Origin of the sequence: Amycolatopsis saalfeldensis, assembly GCF_900110575.1 — a bacterium.
Taxonomy (GTDB): Bacteria; Actinomycetota; Actinomycetes; order Mycobacteriales; family Pseudonocardiaceae; genus Amycolatopsis; species Amycolatopsis saalfeldensis.
Window position 1 is genome coordinate 220,289 of the sequence record NZ_FOEF01000012.1, and the last position, 13,586, is coordinate 233,874.

The window sequence follows — 13,586 nt, forward strand, 5'->3', positions numbered from 1 at the left end:
GTTTACGCCGGTTCCAACCGTCCTGGCCACTCACGAGCCTTGACGCTGCAAGGTGATCTCGTCGACGGGTGTGCCGTCCTCGGCGAGCGCGCGCACCTTCAGCCGAGCGGGGCTGCCGTTCGCGGCCGGGGTGACGTCGACCGCGACCAGGCTGTAGCCGCGGTACCGCACCCGGGACCAGGTGACCTTGGCCGAATGCTCCCCGCCGTCCTCGTCGTCGAACCGCATGGTGGCCGTGGCGTCCTTGACGTGGCCGTAGTAGGAGTCGGCGATCTTCGTGTCCACCCACTCGTTGACGCCCTCGCCGCCCCCGCCGGCGGTGATGTACGTGGTGCCGTCCTTCACCGGGTCGACCGTGCCCTGGATCGCCGCCTTCTTGCCGGCCTTGCCCGCGCGGATCGGGTCGGTGCGCTCGTAAACGTGGTTGTGCCCGTTGAGCACCAGGTCCACCTGGTACTGGTCGAACAGTGGCGCCCACTTCTGCTGCGCGCCCAGCTCGGCGCCGTTGGACGACGAGGTGGAGTACGTGCACTGGTGGCAGTAGACGACGATGAAGTCGATCGTCGGGTCGCCGCGGAACCGGGCCAGCTGCGCCTTGAGCCACGCGAGCTGCCGGCCCTCGGTGTAGTCCAGATTGGACGGACTGTTGTAGCAGATGTCGTTGCCGTCCAGGCTGATCAGCCCGACGTTCTGGTACCGCCACGAGTAGATGCAGGTCGACCCGTCCCAGGCGTTGTCCGGCATGGTGAACCGCGCCCGCGCCCCGCCGTAGCCGTGGTAGTCGTACCAGCCCTCCATCTCGTGGTTGCCGAGCGCGACCATCCACGGGACCTCGGCCGCGATGGGCTCGTTCTGCGCGAAGAACGAATCCCACTTGCGCGCGTCGTAGGCGTCCTCGTCCGGATGCCCGCCCTCGCCCTCGAGCGCGTAACTCAGGTCGCCCATGGCGAGATGGAACCGGGGCGCGAGATCGGCGACCAGGCTGTTGGTCGCGACCGCGTTGTAGCCGACGCCCTGGTCGCCGAAGGCGGTGAAGGAGAACGGGCTGGTGCTCGACGGCGTCGGCGCGGTGCGGAAGGTGGCGACCTCGCCGAGCCGCCCGCTGGTGGTCGGGTCGTAACCCTGGTGGCCCACGACGTAGTAGTAGGTGGTGCCGGGCAGCAGGTTGTCCAGCCGTGCGTGCAAGTAGTACTGGGTCACGGCTTTGCCGAGGTGCGGCGAAAACGTGTGATCCGGCTTCTGCCAGGCCAGATCGCTGACCAGCGCCCGCGCCTCGGCGGGGATCGCCTCGCCGTACTCCCCCGCGGCGGTGCCGAACCGCAGGTAGGGCCCGGTCACGTTCGCGGGCGCCTGCCAGGAGACCACCACCGAGCGCGAGGGGTCCGCGCCGTAGGCCAGATGCCGTCCGAACGGCCGCAGCGCCGATCCGGGGACCGTATCGGCGGTGAGCAGCACGGTCGGGACGGTGAAGGTGGCGGCCGCCGCAGCGCCGGGGAGCAGCACCCCGCCGGACGTGAGCGCGACGCCCGCGCCCATGCGGAAGACGTTCCGGCGGGAGTACCGCCGGGCGTCCTCGTACTGTTCCTGCAAACGGGGACGGCGGGTTCGAGTGCTCCTGCGCCGGGGAGTCTCTGCCATGGCTGAATGTTAGGAAACTTTCCTAACACGGTCAATGGTCCACTCGGGCGCCGGGCTCAGCGGGCCCAGTCCGGTACCCAGACGTCGTCGCCGGCGGCGGCCTGGTGCCGGGCCCGGAGGTAGTCGAGGAAGTTCGCGAGGACGGGGTGGCGGTTGTCCGCCCGCCAGATCACCGAAAGCGGGTAGACCGGAATCGGGTCGACGACCGGGATCCGCCGCAGATGGTAGCTTTCCGGCCAGAGATAGCGGGAGCCTTCGCCGACGAGGTTGGCGAGCCGCGTCGAGTCCGCGATCTCCGCGAGGAGCGCCTCGGCGCCGAAAACCGGTCCGATCGTGTCGATGGTGAGCCCGAACGCCTCGGCCAGATCCTCGTAGTAGCCGACCGGCTCGGCGTCGGTCATGCCGGGCATCCAGATCGGGTGCCCGGCCAGTTCGGCCGGCGTCACCGTTTTCTTGTCCGCCAAGGGATGCCGTGGGCCGACCAGCAGTTCGTGCCGATCGTCGATGACCCGCGCCGACCGGAGTCCACTCGGGACGGTGCGGGCGGAGTCGCGCAACGACCTGAAGGTGGCGTCCACGGTGCCGGCGCTGACTTCGGCCAGCGCTGCGGTGGCGTCGAGGTTCGCCAGCGTGACCACCTCGAGTTCGATGCCCGGGTGCTGCCGGTAGAAGTCGCGAAGGATGGCGGACGGGGCGATCCTGCGGTTGACGACGTCGATCCGCAGCGCCCGGCGGCCCGGTGTCACGGCCGCCTTGGCCCGTTCGGCGGCGCGGAGGAGCTCACGGGCGTGGGGCAGGAACGTCTGCCCGTCGACAGTGAGCCGGACCCCGCGGGCCATCCGCTCGAACAACTTGACGTCGAGCTCTCGCTGGAGTCCGGCCACCCGTTTCGACGCCGCCTGCTGGGTGACGCCCAGCTCATCGGCGGCGGCTTGGAACTGGCCGTTCTCAGCGACGGTGACGAAGGTACGAACCGCTTCGAGATCCACCGTCCAGAGGCTACTCGCACAACTTCTGGTTGTTCTTGGTGCTCGTTCCGGCGCCGCTTCCCTGTTTTCATGGACTTCTGTTGCTCTCTGCCCACAACTTGTTGTTGTGAATCGCCGGATGGCCGGTTGTTTGATCGCGGTCCGGCCCGTCGGCTTTGATGCGGGCATGTGGAGCAGGAAGTCGTTGGGCCGCCGGTTCGGGTGGCTGTGGGCGGCGTACGCGGTGAGCGCGTTCGGCACGTCACTCGCGTTCGACGCGTTCTCGCTGATCGCGATCCGGGTGCTGCACGCCGGACCGGGTGAGGTGTCGGGGCTGGCCGCCGCCGGGCTCGCGGTGGGAGCCCTGGTCGCGGTGCCGCTCGGCCCATGGGTCGAGTTCCGGCGCAAGCGCCCGGTGATGGTGACGATGGACCTGCTGCGGTTCGTGATGCTGCTGAGCGTGCCCGCCGCGTACGCCTTCGGCCGGCTGGGTTTCGCCCAGCTCCTGGTCGTTTCGGTGATCGTCGGCGCCGCGGACATCACCTTCACCGCGGCCAGCGGCGCTTACTTGAAAACCTTGGTGCGCCAGGAAGACCTCCTCCCGGCCAACGGCCGTTTCGAGGCCACCACCTGGACCACCACCATGCTCGGCCCACCCCTGGGCGGCGTGGCGATCGGCCTGCTCGGCCCCGCGGTGACGGTGATCGCCAACGCGACCAGCTTCCTCCTCTCCGCCACCGGAATCCACGCAATCAGCGGCCGGGAACCCTTTCCGGCGCCGACCGGCGAGCGCGAACCCAGCCGAGCACTGACCGGTGGCTGCGAACGCAGCCCGGCGCTGGCCGCCCAGCACGAACCCAGCCCAGCGCTGACCGCCCAGCGGAAACCTAGCCGGACCCCGACCGGCGACCGGGAACCCAACCCGGCGCCAGCCAGCGAGCGCAAACCCAGCCCAGCCCCGACCAGCGGCTGTCAGCCCAGGCCAGCACCAACCGCCCAGCACGAACCCAGCCCAGCGCTGATCGGCGGCAGCCAACCCAGCCCAGCGCTGACCACCCAGCGGAAACCTAGCCGGACCCCGATCGGCGGCCGCGAACCCAACCCGGCGCCAACCAGCGAGCGCAAACCCAGCCGAGCACTGACCAGCGGCCGCCAACCCAGCCCAGCGCTGACCGCCCAGCGAGAAGCCAGCCCAGCGCCGACCGCTGGGTGTGAACCCAGCCCCGCGCTGACCGCGCAGCAAGAAGCAAACCCGGCGCCAACCGGCGGGCCGAAACCCCGCGCGGCGCTGGCCGGTGGGCCGGAAACCGGCGCGGTGCCGACCGTCCGGCGGCAGGTGCGGTTGGCCGGCTTGGTGGAGGGCTGGCGCTACATTCTGGTCCATCGAGGGCTGCGTCCGTTGTTCTTCAACGTGATCCTGGTCAACGGGCTGAACATGGCGGCCCAGCCGCTGATGGCGTTGCTGATGCTCGGGCAGCTCGGGTTCACCCCGTGGCAATACGGGCTCGCGTTCGCGGCGCCCTGTGTCGGCGGGCTTGTCGGTTCGCGGATGGCGGGGCGGCTTGTCGGGCGGTTCGGGACGCGGCGGATCATGCGTGCTTTCGGCGCGCTGCGCGCGTGCTGGCAGATCGGGCTGGTCTTCGTCCATCCGGGCGCGGGCGGTCTGGTGCTTGTCATGGCGGTCGAGCTCGGGGTGATCACCTGCTTCGGCGTCTTCAACCCGGTGCTGGCCACTTACCGGCTCAGCCAGGTCCCGGCCGATCGGGTCGCCCGCGCCCTGTCCGCCTGGTCGGTCGCGAGCAAGGCGAGCATCGCGGCTCTGACCTTCCTGTGCGGGCTGCTGGCCGGCCTCATCGGCCCCCGCCCGGCGATCGCGGTCGCCGGGCTGGTCATGCTGGTCACCCCGTTTCTGCTCCCCCGGAACGAACGGACGGAACACCAGGAGCGAGAACCGGCCCGAAGCCCCGCATGATCCAAGAGAACCCGGCGCGTCCGAGTCCATAGTGGACGAATCCGGCGCGCGGCGAGATCGGCAGCCGCGGCCTCAGATGACGCCGGCGGTGATCAGTTGTTGCCAGATGACGCTTTGGTCGGCGACTTCGACGTCGAACTTCTCGGCCTTGGCCAGTTTGGCGGCGCCGACTTCGGCGCCGGTGACGAGCAGGTCCGTGCTCGCCGAGACGGACGACGCGATGGTCGCGCCGGCCTTCTCGCACAGGCGCTGGAACGTCGGGCGCGGGACCTTCTCCCCGGAACGCGGGTCGCTGATCGCGCCGGTGACCACCACGGTCTTGCCGGCCAGCGGCGCGCCCGCCGCCACGACCGGCGGGAGGTCCTCCTCGCGCACGTCGAGAGACACCCCACGCTCGCGCAGCCGCTCGAGTTCGGGGCGCAGCCGGGTCAGGTGCTCCACCAACGAGGTGGCGACCTTCGGGCCGATGTCCTCCACCGCCACGAGCCCGTCGACACCCGCCTCGACCACCTCCTCCAGCGAGCCGAAGCCCGCCCGGCACAAGCGCGCGGCGGTGCCCTCCGAGGCCATCGGGATCGCGAGCCCGATCAACGCCCGGCGCAGGCCCACCTGCCGGCTCGCGTCGATCGACTCGACCATGCGCGCGGCCGAGACCTCGCCGATCCGGTCGAACTCCAGCAGCCGCTCCCCGGTGAGCCGGTAGAAGTCCGACGGGTGCTCCAGATCGCCTGCCTCGGCCAGCCGCTCGATCCACACCCCGCCGATCGCGTCGATGTCCGCGGCCGCCCGGGAGGCCCAGTGGATCAGCCGCCGCACCGTCTGAGCCGGACAAGAAACGTTGGTACAGAACAGTTCCCGGCTGTTGCCCTGCTCGGTCAACGGCTGCTCGCACGACGGGCAGGTGGCCGGCGGCACGATTTCGCGCTCCGCGCCGGTGCGCTTCGAGGCGTCCAGCACCCCGGCGACGAACGGGATCACGTCGCCGGCGCGGCGCACCAGCACGGTGTCACCGATCATGATGCCGCGGGCGCGGATCACCTCCTGGTTGGCCAACGTCGCGCGGGTGACCGTCGTGCCGCCCACGAACACCGGCTCCAGCCAGGCGACCGGCGCGATCTTGCCCGTCTTGCCGACGTCCCAGACCACATCGGACAGCACGGTGGTCTTCTCCTCCGCGGCGAACTTGAACGCCAGCGCGCCCCGCGGCGAACTCGACCGGGTCCCCGCGGCCGCGTACGCGCCCCGGTCGGCCAGCCGCAGCACGGCGCCGTCCAGGTCGTAGTCCAGATCGTTGCGCTGCTGCTCGATCGCGGTGATCACCTGCTGCGCCTCGTCCGCGTCGGCGCAGCGGCGCATCTCGGCGGCGGTGAACCCCAGCGTCTGCAGCGCGCGGCCCAGATCGGTCTCGGCACTGTCGGGCTCGGTGTCCAGGTCGAACGCGAAGAACCGCAGCCGCCGCTCGGCGACCACGGCCGGGTCCTTGGCCCGCAGGGTGCCCGCCGCCGCGTTGCGCGGGTTGATCAGCGGCTTGTCCGGGTGCGCGACGTTGTACGCGGCGAAGGTGGACCGCAGCATGACCGCCTCCCCGCGCACCTCGACCCGCCCCGGCGCGCCGACCCGCTCCGGGATCCCGTCGGTCAGGGCCCGCACCAGCATGGTCACGTCGTCGCCGGTCGTCCCGTCCCCGCGGGTGACCGCGCGCGCCAGCCGCCCGCCCTCGTAGACCAAGGCCAGCGACAGCCCGTCCAGCTTCGGCATGACCACCACCGGCTGGCCCGGGAAACGGCCGAAGAACGCCACCACCTGTTCGGGCTTGGTCGCCTTCTCCAGCGACAGCATCGGCCGCGAGTGGCGGATCGGCGCGTGCAGCACCGCCGGCGCACCCACCTGCTCCAGTGGGTTCGGTTCGGGCGCCAGCCCCGGATTCGCCTCGATCAACCCCCTCAACTCGTCCTCGATCGCGTCGTACTCCGCGTCCGCCACCGCCGGCGAACCCCGGTAGTACGCGTCGCGCAGCACCACGATCTGGTCGGCCAGCTCCCGAATGCGCTCCCCATCGTTCACGGGGCAAGACGCTACCCGGGGGCACCGACAAAAACCGCCGCCGCGCCGTCATGACGAAAGTGCATGCGACCTATACCCATCATGCGTTGGACACACAACCCTTGCCCCGCTTACGTTCGAAGGGCGGCCACCGGCCGCGAGAGAGAACAAGGAGCGGCACCCATGCCCATGACGAAGATCTACCTCCGGAGGGGCACCACGCCCGAGTACAAGCGAGCCCTCTCCGACGCCGTGCACCAGGCGCTCGTCGAGGTCCTCGGCATCCCGGAGGACGACCGGTTCCACTTCTTCCACGAGCTGGCGGACGAGAACCTCATCACCGAGCCCGTCTCGTTCGGGCTGGAGCGGCGGCGGCAGGCCATCTTCGTCCAGCTCTGCTTCGGGCCGCGGCCCGTCGAGGTCCTGAACGAGCTGTTCGCCGAGCTGGTGGCCAACCTGACCGACGGCACCGGCCTGGAGCCGCGCGACATCGCTCTCAATGTCGTGGAATCGCCGTCGGTCAACTGGTGGGTCGAAGGTCGCGTGCTCAACCCGGAGACGGGCTTCGACGAGCGCATCGCCGCGGACAAGGTCCCCGGCTGACGGGTTTCAAGCGAGCGGCAGGCCGGCCGCGGCCTCACGCAGGCAGTCGGCGAGCGCGCTCACCGCGGGATCGGCCGGCCCCGGCAGGCGGGCCATCACCACGCGGCCGGTGACCGGCTCCCCGTCGGCGACCCTGGCCAGCCGCACGCTCGCCGGGACCAGGCCGACGAGGTACGGCGGGATCGTGGTGACGCCGTGTCCCGCGCCCACCAGCGTGAGCTTGCCGAGCCAGTCACGGGCCACGTGGCTCACGGCGGGCCGCTGGGGCAGGGCCGGCCAGACGCCCATGGCCGGCTCGCCGGTCGTCTGCGGGCCGGCGATCCACGAAGCCGCGGCCAGCTCGGCGAGGGTGACCGAGCCGTCGAGGCCGAGGTCCCCGCGGGCCGGCACCGCCACCAGCAGGTCACCCTCGATCAGCGTCTCGACTTCCAGCAGGGGCGCCTGGTCGTCGGGCGGCCGGAAGGGCTGGCGCGAGGAAAGCACGGCCACGTTCACCGTGCCGGCCCGCACACTTCGCGTGAGCGCCGGCGTGGACCCCTCGCGAGTGGTGACTTCCACGTCCGGCGCGTGGCGCCGCATCAGGGCCAGCGTCTCGGGGATGAGCGCGGCGCCCACGCTGGTGAACACGCCGAGGCGGATCGGCGCGACGGCGGGCGCGGCTCCGCTGAGCACGCGCTCGGCGCGGTCGATCTCGTCCAGGGCGGCCGAAGCGTGCCGGAGGAGGACCGATCCGGCGGCGGTGAGACGGGCCCCGTCGGCCCTGCGGTCGACCAGCCGCCGGCCCGTCGACCGCTCGAGGGCCGCGACCTGACGGGAGACCGCGGACTGGCTGTACCCCAATGCCGCCGCGGCCGCGGTGAACGAACCGGTCTCGGCGAGGGCGCGGAACATCCGCAGCGTCGTCGAGGACCACTCCATGAACGAAGAACCTACCCGCGGCGCGAGCCGCACGACCGAACGGAGCACCATGCCGTCATCCCCCGACCGGCTCGGCGGCCGCTTGCCGCTGCTGCGCCCGGCCGATCTCGACGAGGAACAGCAGCAGGTCCACGACGTCCTGACCCGGATCGTCGTCCCGGAAGCGGCGGCCGGCGGCTTCACCGCCCGGCTCGCCGACGGGCGGTTCATCGGCCCGTTCAACGCCCTGCTCCGGGCCCCGCGCATCGCACTGGGCCTCGGCGCCTGGACCGGCCGGATCACCGAGGCCGGGCTCGCGGAAGACGTGCGGCAGGCGGTGATCCTGACCGTCGGCAGCGCCTGGCAGGCGGCGTACGAGATCGACGCGCACGTCGCCGCGGCGCGCGCGGCCGGCCTGCCGGAAACCGCGATCACCGCGCTCGTCGACGGCACGGCGCCGATCGGGTTGAGCGCCGACGCCGACGCCGCCCACCGGCTGACCACCAGCCTGCTGACCGGCCGCGGGGTGCCCGACGAGCTCTACGCCGAGGCGATCGGCCGGTTCGGCGAGCCGGGTGTCGTCGCGATCCTCTGCCTGATCGGGCAGTACCAGACGATCTCCTCGATCCTGGTCTGCTTCCGGGTGCCGGTGCCGCCCTCGTCCCGATCATCGGCAAGCTCGGTTGAGCAGCGGCCGGGGCTTGGCTAACATCCGATGAATCGCCCCTTGTGCGCCGCCGCCGCACCGAAAAGTGCGGAGGAAAAACGTGCTCAAGCTCCTCACCCGGCCGGTCGTCATCGGTACGTGCGCGCTGGTTCTGGCCGCGCTTTCGACCGGTCCGGTCCAGGCCGGTGCCCGTTCGTCGCTCTGGTCCGCGGATCCACGCAAGGGCACGGGGGCGTTCTCGTCAATCCAGTGCGATACCAACACTTTCACCACCACAACCGATCCGGTCAAAGGTCCGGTGTGGCAGGTGAAACAGCTCGCGAACCAGGAGCGGTGCGAGTCGGAGGGACCGGATGTTTCCCGCGGCAGCACCTATTATCTCGGCTGGTCCTCGAAATTCTCCATCACCGATTCGACGAGCCGCTACCTCTTCCAGCTGAAGTGCAGCCCCAGCACCGGCACGGCCAACCACCCCATCGTCCTCGAGGTCATCGGCGGCGAGATCCAGCTGCAGAACTGGACGCACGACCATCAGAAGGTGCTGCTGTGGCACACCAAGGCCGTCAGCGACCAGTGGAACGATTACGCGCTCAGGATTTCCGAGGACCAGCAGAAGGGCACGATCCAGTTCTGGTTCAACGGCGCGCGCCAGAAACTCGGCACCGGCTCGGAGACCTTCACCGGCACCACGTACGACGGAACCCGGGACTACCTGAAGTGGGGCCTCTACCATCCGGCGCCGGCCACGGCCACCCAATGGCTCAGCACCATCAAAATGGGCACCAGCCTGGCCGACGTGACCGGCTGACCCGCGCCCCCGATCGCGGGGAAAGGGCCACCGGCGCGGTGGCCGTTCAGTAAGCTCCCCCGGTGGAGCCATTGACGGCGATCAGCGTGATCGCGGCGAAGTACGGGGTGTCCGCGGTGATCGGCGCGCTCACCGGGAACGAGGGCCTCGGCGGCCTCGGCTCGGAGCTGATGGGCGCCCTGATGGAGAGCGAAGACCGGATCGCCGAGCAGCTGGACGGGATCAGCCGCAAGCTCGACCGGGTCCTGGCGCAGCGCTATTCCACCGCGCTCGGCGCCGGCCAGCGCACGCTGCTCGACGCGAGCACGGCCCCCGACGCGCAGACCCGCGTCGCCGAGCTGAGCCGGGCGCGGGACTTGTTCCTCGAGGCCGGTGCCGCGGCGCTGTCGCCGCTGCAGCTCGCGGTGGCGGAGCGTTACGTCGCGCTGTGCTACATCGCGCTCGGCCGGCGCGAGGCGGCGGGGACCGCGCTGAAGGCGATGGACCGGGCGGCCGCCGAAGCGATGCTCGACGCGGCGGCGGAGGCGGGCCCCCCGGCGTACGAACGCGCCCGCAAGCAGCTCGGGTGGTCCGGGCGGGTGGGCTCGCGGTCCCGGCGCGACGATCTGCTCGAAGACCAGGCCGGCGACATCATCCTCGCGGCTTTGCGCGAAGCGGAACTGGCCGAGGAGCTGTTCCGGGAATCCCGCACCCTGGCCCAGGGAATGGGTCTCCCCCTCGTGCCGCTGCCGCACCAGGAGGAGCTGCCGCCCGAGCCCGACGGCGAGGACGACCCGCTGCGGACCGCGAAGTTGCAGCTGGTACTCCGCCCGGCCGCGCCCGGCCCGGTGCGCTACGGCCCGATCACGGTGACCTGGCGCAAGGTGCTGATTCAGCCGATAGCGTGGCCGGTCCCGCACGGCCGGACGTCGGCGAGCATGAGCGAAGTCCGCCAATACCTGGAATCCTGCTCGATTTCACCGGACCAGGTGGACGGCGATGCCCTCCGGCGGCTCCGGCGGCGGATGTACCAGACGGCGGTCGCGTGGCTCGAGGTGGACGTGACGATCAAGGTCGAACCCGCCTTCACGCGAAACCGGATCATCGGCCTTGCGAGCCGCTCCACCGAGCCTTCACCCGCTGCCGGTTGGGTGGACTTCCACCTGCGCGGGCTGGCCGCGGGGCGATCGGAGCTGACGATCAAGTCCTCCATCCCGTTCTCCTTGCAGGGCAAGGAAATGCCGGACGAGTCGTACACACCCGACTTGATCAGCATTCCCGAAGGGCTGACGAACGAGATCGCGCTGAGCGTCGACAACACGCTGATCTTCCCGTCGGCCTGATCGCGCATGCCACGCGGCCGCGTCGTCCTGCTCAACGGACCGTCGAGTTCGGGGAAGTCCGCGATCGGGCGGGCGATGCTGCCGCTGCTGCCCGATCCCTGGTTCCTCGTCCCGGTCGACGGCATCAGCGGGATGCGGTCGACGCAGTACACCCGCGCCCGCGACGAAGCCGAAGTGCGGGAGATCCTGCGACGCACCCGGCGTGGCTACCACCGCGTCGTCGCCGCGCTCGTGTCGACGGGCAACGACGTGATCATGGACTACCCGCTCAGCGAGCCGTGGCGCCTCGACGACCTGCTCGACGTTCTCGACGGCTACGACGTCACCCTGGTCGACGTCCGCTGTTCCGCCGGGGAACTCGACCGTCGCGAACGCGCGCGCGGCGACCGGCCCGTCGGTCTCGCGGCCTCGCAGACGCAGGTCTTTTCCCACGAGGACAACGACCTCGTCGTGGACACGACCCACCGCAGCGCCGCCGATTGCGCCCGCGATGTCGTCGACCGCCTCGACGGCATCGGCGGTCCGAAGGCATTCGAGCGGCTCCGCGCGGGCCGGATGCCCGCGGAGTGACCAAGGCCCTGCGGCCGCCCCGGTTTCCCAGGGCTTGTCCTCAAAGGACCCTGTGCGGGCACACCAGCACGCCGCCGGCGCCGGTCTCACCCAGGGGGGAGCGGATCCTGCGACGGACGGACTGAGCCAGATGATCACGCTAACGGTCGGTCTCGTGGCGGGCCCACCACTACGATCCATCTTCCTTGTGATGGTCATGGACGTCCGCTGTCGGTGGTGTTGACTGGCGCGGCCCGGCCCGGGCAGACACTGGACCCGACCACCGCGGCAACATCGCGCTATCGCCACCCGCCACGGCAAGACCGCCACCTCCCACCAAGGCATGATCAGGTGGCTTTGAGGACACGCCCTAGCGACGCCGCGGCCCGGCCACCGTGGCCCGGAGCGAGGCCGAGACTTCGTCCAAACAGGACCCGAAGTCGTGCTTTCCGCCGCCGTCGAGCCACTGGTCGAAGGCGTTCTGGAACACCACGACGGCGATCTGGGCCACCAGCCTGGCCTGCTGGGGTTCGACGCCGCGTTGCTGCAGCGCGTCGCGGATCGCGGTGGTGACCGCGGCGAACTTGGTGCGCTCGCGTTCCTGGAGTTCCACGCTGCTCTCGATCACGGCGCGGCGCGCCCCGGAGCCCTCGATGAGTTCGACGAGCTGTCCGCCGACCTTGCCGACGGCGTCGAGGACCGCCGGAAGCGGGGCGGCGGTCACGTCGGCGGCGAGGACGGCTTCGGCCACTGCGACGGGCAGCCGTTCCGAGCCCGCGAAGAGGACTTCACGCTTGTCCGGGAAGTACCGGAAGTACGAGCGCCGGGTGATCCCCGCGCGTTCGGCGATCTGCGTCACGGTCACGTTGTCGTACCCGTGCTCGCCGTACAGCTCCAGCGCGGCCTTGGTCAGGCGCTCTTCCGTTCCAGGATCCCATCTCGCCACCCCACGATGGTAGCAAGTGATGCCTCAGTGTGTCGTCACTCGTGCTAACCTCGGTGACGACACACTGAGACATCACCGTTCGAAGGGGATCACCGATGACACAGCACACGGGAAACGGCGAGGTCTGGGTGCTCGGGGCCACGGGCCGGATCGGCCGCGCGGTCGCCGCGCGCCTGGCCGCACGGGGTAGCACGCCGGTGCTGGTCGGCCGCGACCGTGAACGGCTGCTGAAGGTCGGGGCGGGCCTGGACCGAGAACCGAAGGTGGTGGTCGCCGACGCGGCCGAACGCGTCGCGGAGCAGATCACGCGGCAGCGGCCCGCCGTGGTCGTCAACACCATCGGGGATTACGCCGGCACTGCCGAGACGATCGCACGCGCCTGCCTGCCCGGCGGGCACTACGTCGACCTCGCCGCGGATCTGACCGCCATCCCCCGGCTGCTCGGCCTGCAGCCGGACGCCGCCGCCGCGGGCAGCACGTTCGTGACGGGCGCCGGATTCGGTGTGCTGGCAACGGAAGCCGTCGTGGCGAAGCTGTGCGAAGACCGTCCCACCCCACAGCGGGTACGCGTCGACGCGCTGGCTTCGGTGGCCACCGAAGCCGGGGTGATGGGCGCCTTCGCCGTCTCGTTCGTCGACGTGCTGACCACCGGCGGACGTCGTTACGCCAATGGCCGCCTGGTCAAAACGCGGCTGGGCGCGGACGCGCAGAAGCTCGCGCTGCCCGATGGGCAGACCGTGAAGTCCGCGGGAGCCCCGTCGGGTGAGCTGCTGGCCGCGCAACGGGCGAGCGGAGCGCCCTCGGTCACCGTCACCTCCGCGCTGGTGCCGACCGCACCGGCCGTGCGAGCGATGCTGCCCTTGCTCGGAGTGCTGTTGTCCGTTCCGGCCCTGCGCCGGCTGGCCATCCGCCGGATGGCGGTCATGCCGATCAAGGCGGCCGCCCGGCCCCGCGAGCACTCCTGGGGGCACGCGGTCGTCACCTGGCCGGACGGCACCAGCCGCGAAGGCTGGCTGCGCGCCGACGACGGCATGGACTTCACCGCCGACGTCGCCACCGAGGTGGCCGTCCGGCTCTCCCGGGGTGAGGGCAAGCCCGGCGCCTACACCCCGGCCGCCGCCTTCGGTCCCGATCTCGCCGTCGCCGCCGGCGGTTCCTTCGTGCTCGGCTGAT

Annotated in this window: 12 protein-coding genes and 1 pseudogene; 8 read left to right on the forward strand and 5 right to left on the reverse strand. The window is 70.8% G+C overall.

Annotated features, from left to right (window positions below; genetic code table 11):
- Window positions 1-30: 30 nt before the first annotated feature.
- Together BMY97_RS26190 and BMY97_RS26195 are read right to left on the reverse strand one after the other, a co-directional pair.
- A complete protein-coding gene (locus tag BMY97_RS26190; protein WP_091621097.1) occupies window positions 31-1,638 on the reverse strand; it encodes a purple acid phosphatase family protein in 1,608 nt (535 codons plus the stop codon).
- Window positions 1,639-1,694: 56 nt separating this feature from the next.
- Complete coding sequence (locus BMY97_RS26195; protein ID WP_091621100.1) at window positions 1,695-2,627, reverse strand: LysR family transcriptional regulator; 933 nt, start codon at window positions 2,625-2,627, stop codon at window positions 1,695-1,697.
- Between the two features lie 166 nt (window positions 2,628-2,793).
- On the opposite strand from BMY97_RS26195, the pseudogene BMY97_RS48610 reads away from it, so the two are divergent.
- A pseudogene (locus BMY97_RS48610) lies at window positions 2,794-3,393 on the forward strand (MFS transporter); the annotation flags it as partial.
- Window positions 3,394-3,414: 21 nt separating this feature from the next.
- Window positions 3,415-4,578, forward strand: coding sequence for an MFS transporter (locus BMY97_RS49630; protein ID WP_425425329.1), 1,164 nt, complete (start codon window positions 3,415-3,417; stop codon window positions 4,576-4,578).
- Window positions 4,579-4,650: 72 nt separating this feature from the next.
- Here BMY97_RS49630 and ligA read toward each other — a convergent pair whose 3' ends face one another.
- On the reverse strand, window positions 4,651-6,642 hold the full coding sequence (ligA, locus tag BMY97_RS26205; RefSeq protein WP_091621103.1) for an NAD-dependent DNA ligase LigA: 1,992 nt from the start codon (window positions 6,640-6,642) through the stop codon (window positions 4,651-4,653).
- 162 nt (window positions 6,643-6,804) lie between these two features.
- On the opposite strand from ligA, the gene BMY97_RS26210 reads away from it, so the two are divergent.
- Window positions 6,805-7,224: a tautomerase family protein gene (locus BMY97_RS26210; RefSeq protein ID WP_177231554.1), complete on the forward strand. Its 420-nt coding sequence runs from the start codon at window positions 6,805-6,807 to the stop codon at window positions 7,222-7,224.
- Window positions 7,225-7,230: 6 nt separating this feature from the next.
- On the opposite strand, the gene BMY97_RS26215 is transcribed toward BMY97_RS26210, so the two are convergent.
- On the reverse strand, window positions 7,231-8,142 hold the full coding sequence (locus BMY97_RS26215) for a LysR family transcriptional regulator (RefSeq protein WP_091621268.1): 912 nt from the start codon (window positions 8,140-8,142) through the stop codon (window positions 7,231-7,233).
- Between BMY97_RS26215 and BMY97_RS26220 the strand changes: the two genes are divergently transcribed.
- From BMY97_RS26220 to BMY97_RS26235, 4 genes are all read left to right on the forward strand, one after another.
- Entirely contained in the window at window positions 8,141-8,830 is a 690-nt protein-coding gene (locus BMY97_RS26220; RefSeq protein WP_143086299.1) for a carboxymuconolactone decarboxylase family protein, read from the forward strand. The two genes, BMY97_RS26215 and BMY97_RS26220, sit on opposite strands and share 2 nt — an antisense overlap.
- Window positions 8,831-8,888: 58 nt before the next feature.
- Window positions 8,889-9,596 (forward strand): polysaccharide lyase family protein, encoded by a 708-nt coding sequence (locus tag BMY97_RS26225; RefSeq protein WP_091621113.1) that lies wholly within the window; start codon window positions 8,889-8,891, stop codon window positions 9,594-9,596.
- Between the two features lie 62 nt (window positions 9,597-9,658).
- Window positions 9,659-10,918: a hypothetical protein gene (locus BMY97_RS26230; protein ID WP_143086300.1), complete on the forward strand. Its 1,260-nt coding sequence runs from the start codon at window positions 9,659-9,661 to the stop codon at window positions 10,916-10,918.
- A gap of 6 nt (window positions 10,919-10,924) precedes the next feature.
- A complete protein-coding gene (locus BMY97_RS26235) occupies window positions 10,925-11,488 on the forward strand; it encodes a chloramphenicol phosphotransferase CPT family protein (RefSeq protein WP_091621118.1) in 564 nt (187 codons plus the stop codon).
- A 349-nt stretch (window positions 11,489-11,837) separates the two neighbouring features.
- Here BMY97_RS26235 and BMY97_RS26240 read toward each other — a convergent pair whose 3' ends face one another.
- The gene (locus tag BMY97_RS26240) at window positions 11,838-12,413 is read right to left on the reverse strand and encodes a TetR/AcrR family transcriptional regulator (RefSeq protein ID WP_091621120.1); all 576 of its coding nucleotides are present in this window, start codon (window positions 12,411-12,413) and stop codon (window positions 11,838-11,840) included.
- A gap of 95 nt (window positions 12,414-12,508) precedes the next feature.
- Between BMY97_RS26240 and BMY97_RS26245 the strand changes: the two genes are divergently transcribed.
- The gene (locus BMY97_RS26245; protein ID WP_091621123.1) at window positions 12,509-13,585 is read left to right on the forward strand and encodes a saccharopine dehydrogenase NADP-binding domain-containing protein; all 1,077 of its coding nucleotides are present in this window, start codon (window positions 12,509-12,511) and stop codon (window positions 13,583-13,585) included.
- Window position 13,586: the final 1 nt, after the last annotated feature.

Bases quoted from the DNA above. Each gene is read 5' to 3' on its own strand.
- BMY97_RS26190 (WP_091621097.1), bottom strand. From the start codon at position 1,638: ATGGCAGAGACTCCCCGGCGCAGGAGCACTCGAACCCGCCGTCCCCGT.
- BMY97_RS26210 (WP_177231554.1), top strand. From the start codon at position 6,805: ATGCCCATGACGAAGATCTACCTCCGGAGGGGCACCACGCCCGAGTAC.
- BMY97_RS26220 (WP_143086299.1), top strand. From the start codon at position 8,141: ATGAACGAAGAACCTACCCGCGGCGCGAGCCGCACGACCGAACGGAGC.
- BMY97_RS26215 (WP_091621268.1), bottom strand. From the start codon at position 8,142: ATGGAGTGGTCCTCGACGACGCTGCGGATGTTCCGCGCCCTCGCCGAG.
- BMY97_RS26235 (WP_091621118.1), top strand. From the start codon at position 10,925: ATGCCACGCGGCCGCGTCGTCCTGCTCAACGGACCGTCGAGTTCGGGG.
- BMY97_RS26245 (WP_091621123.1), top strand. From the start codon at position 12,509: ATGACACAGCACACGGGAAACGGCGAGGTCTGGGTGCTCGGGGCCACG.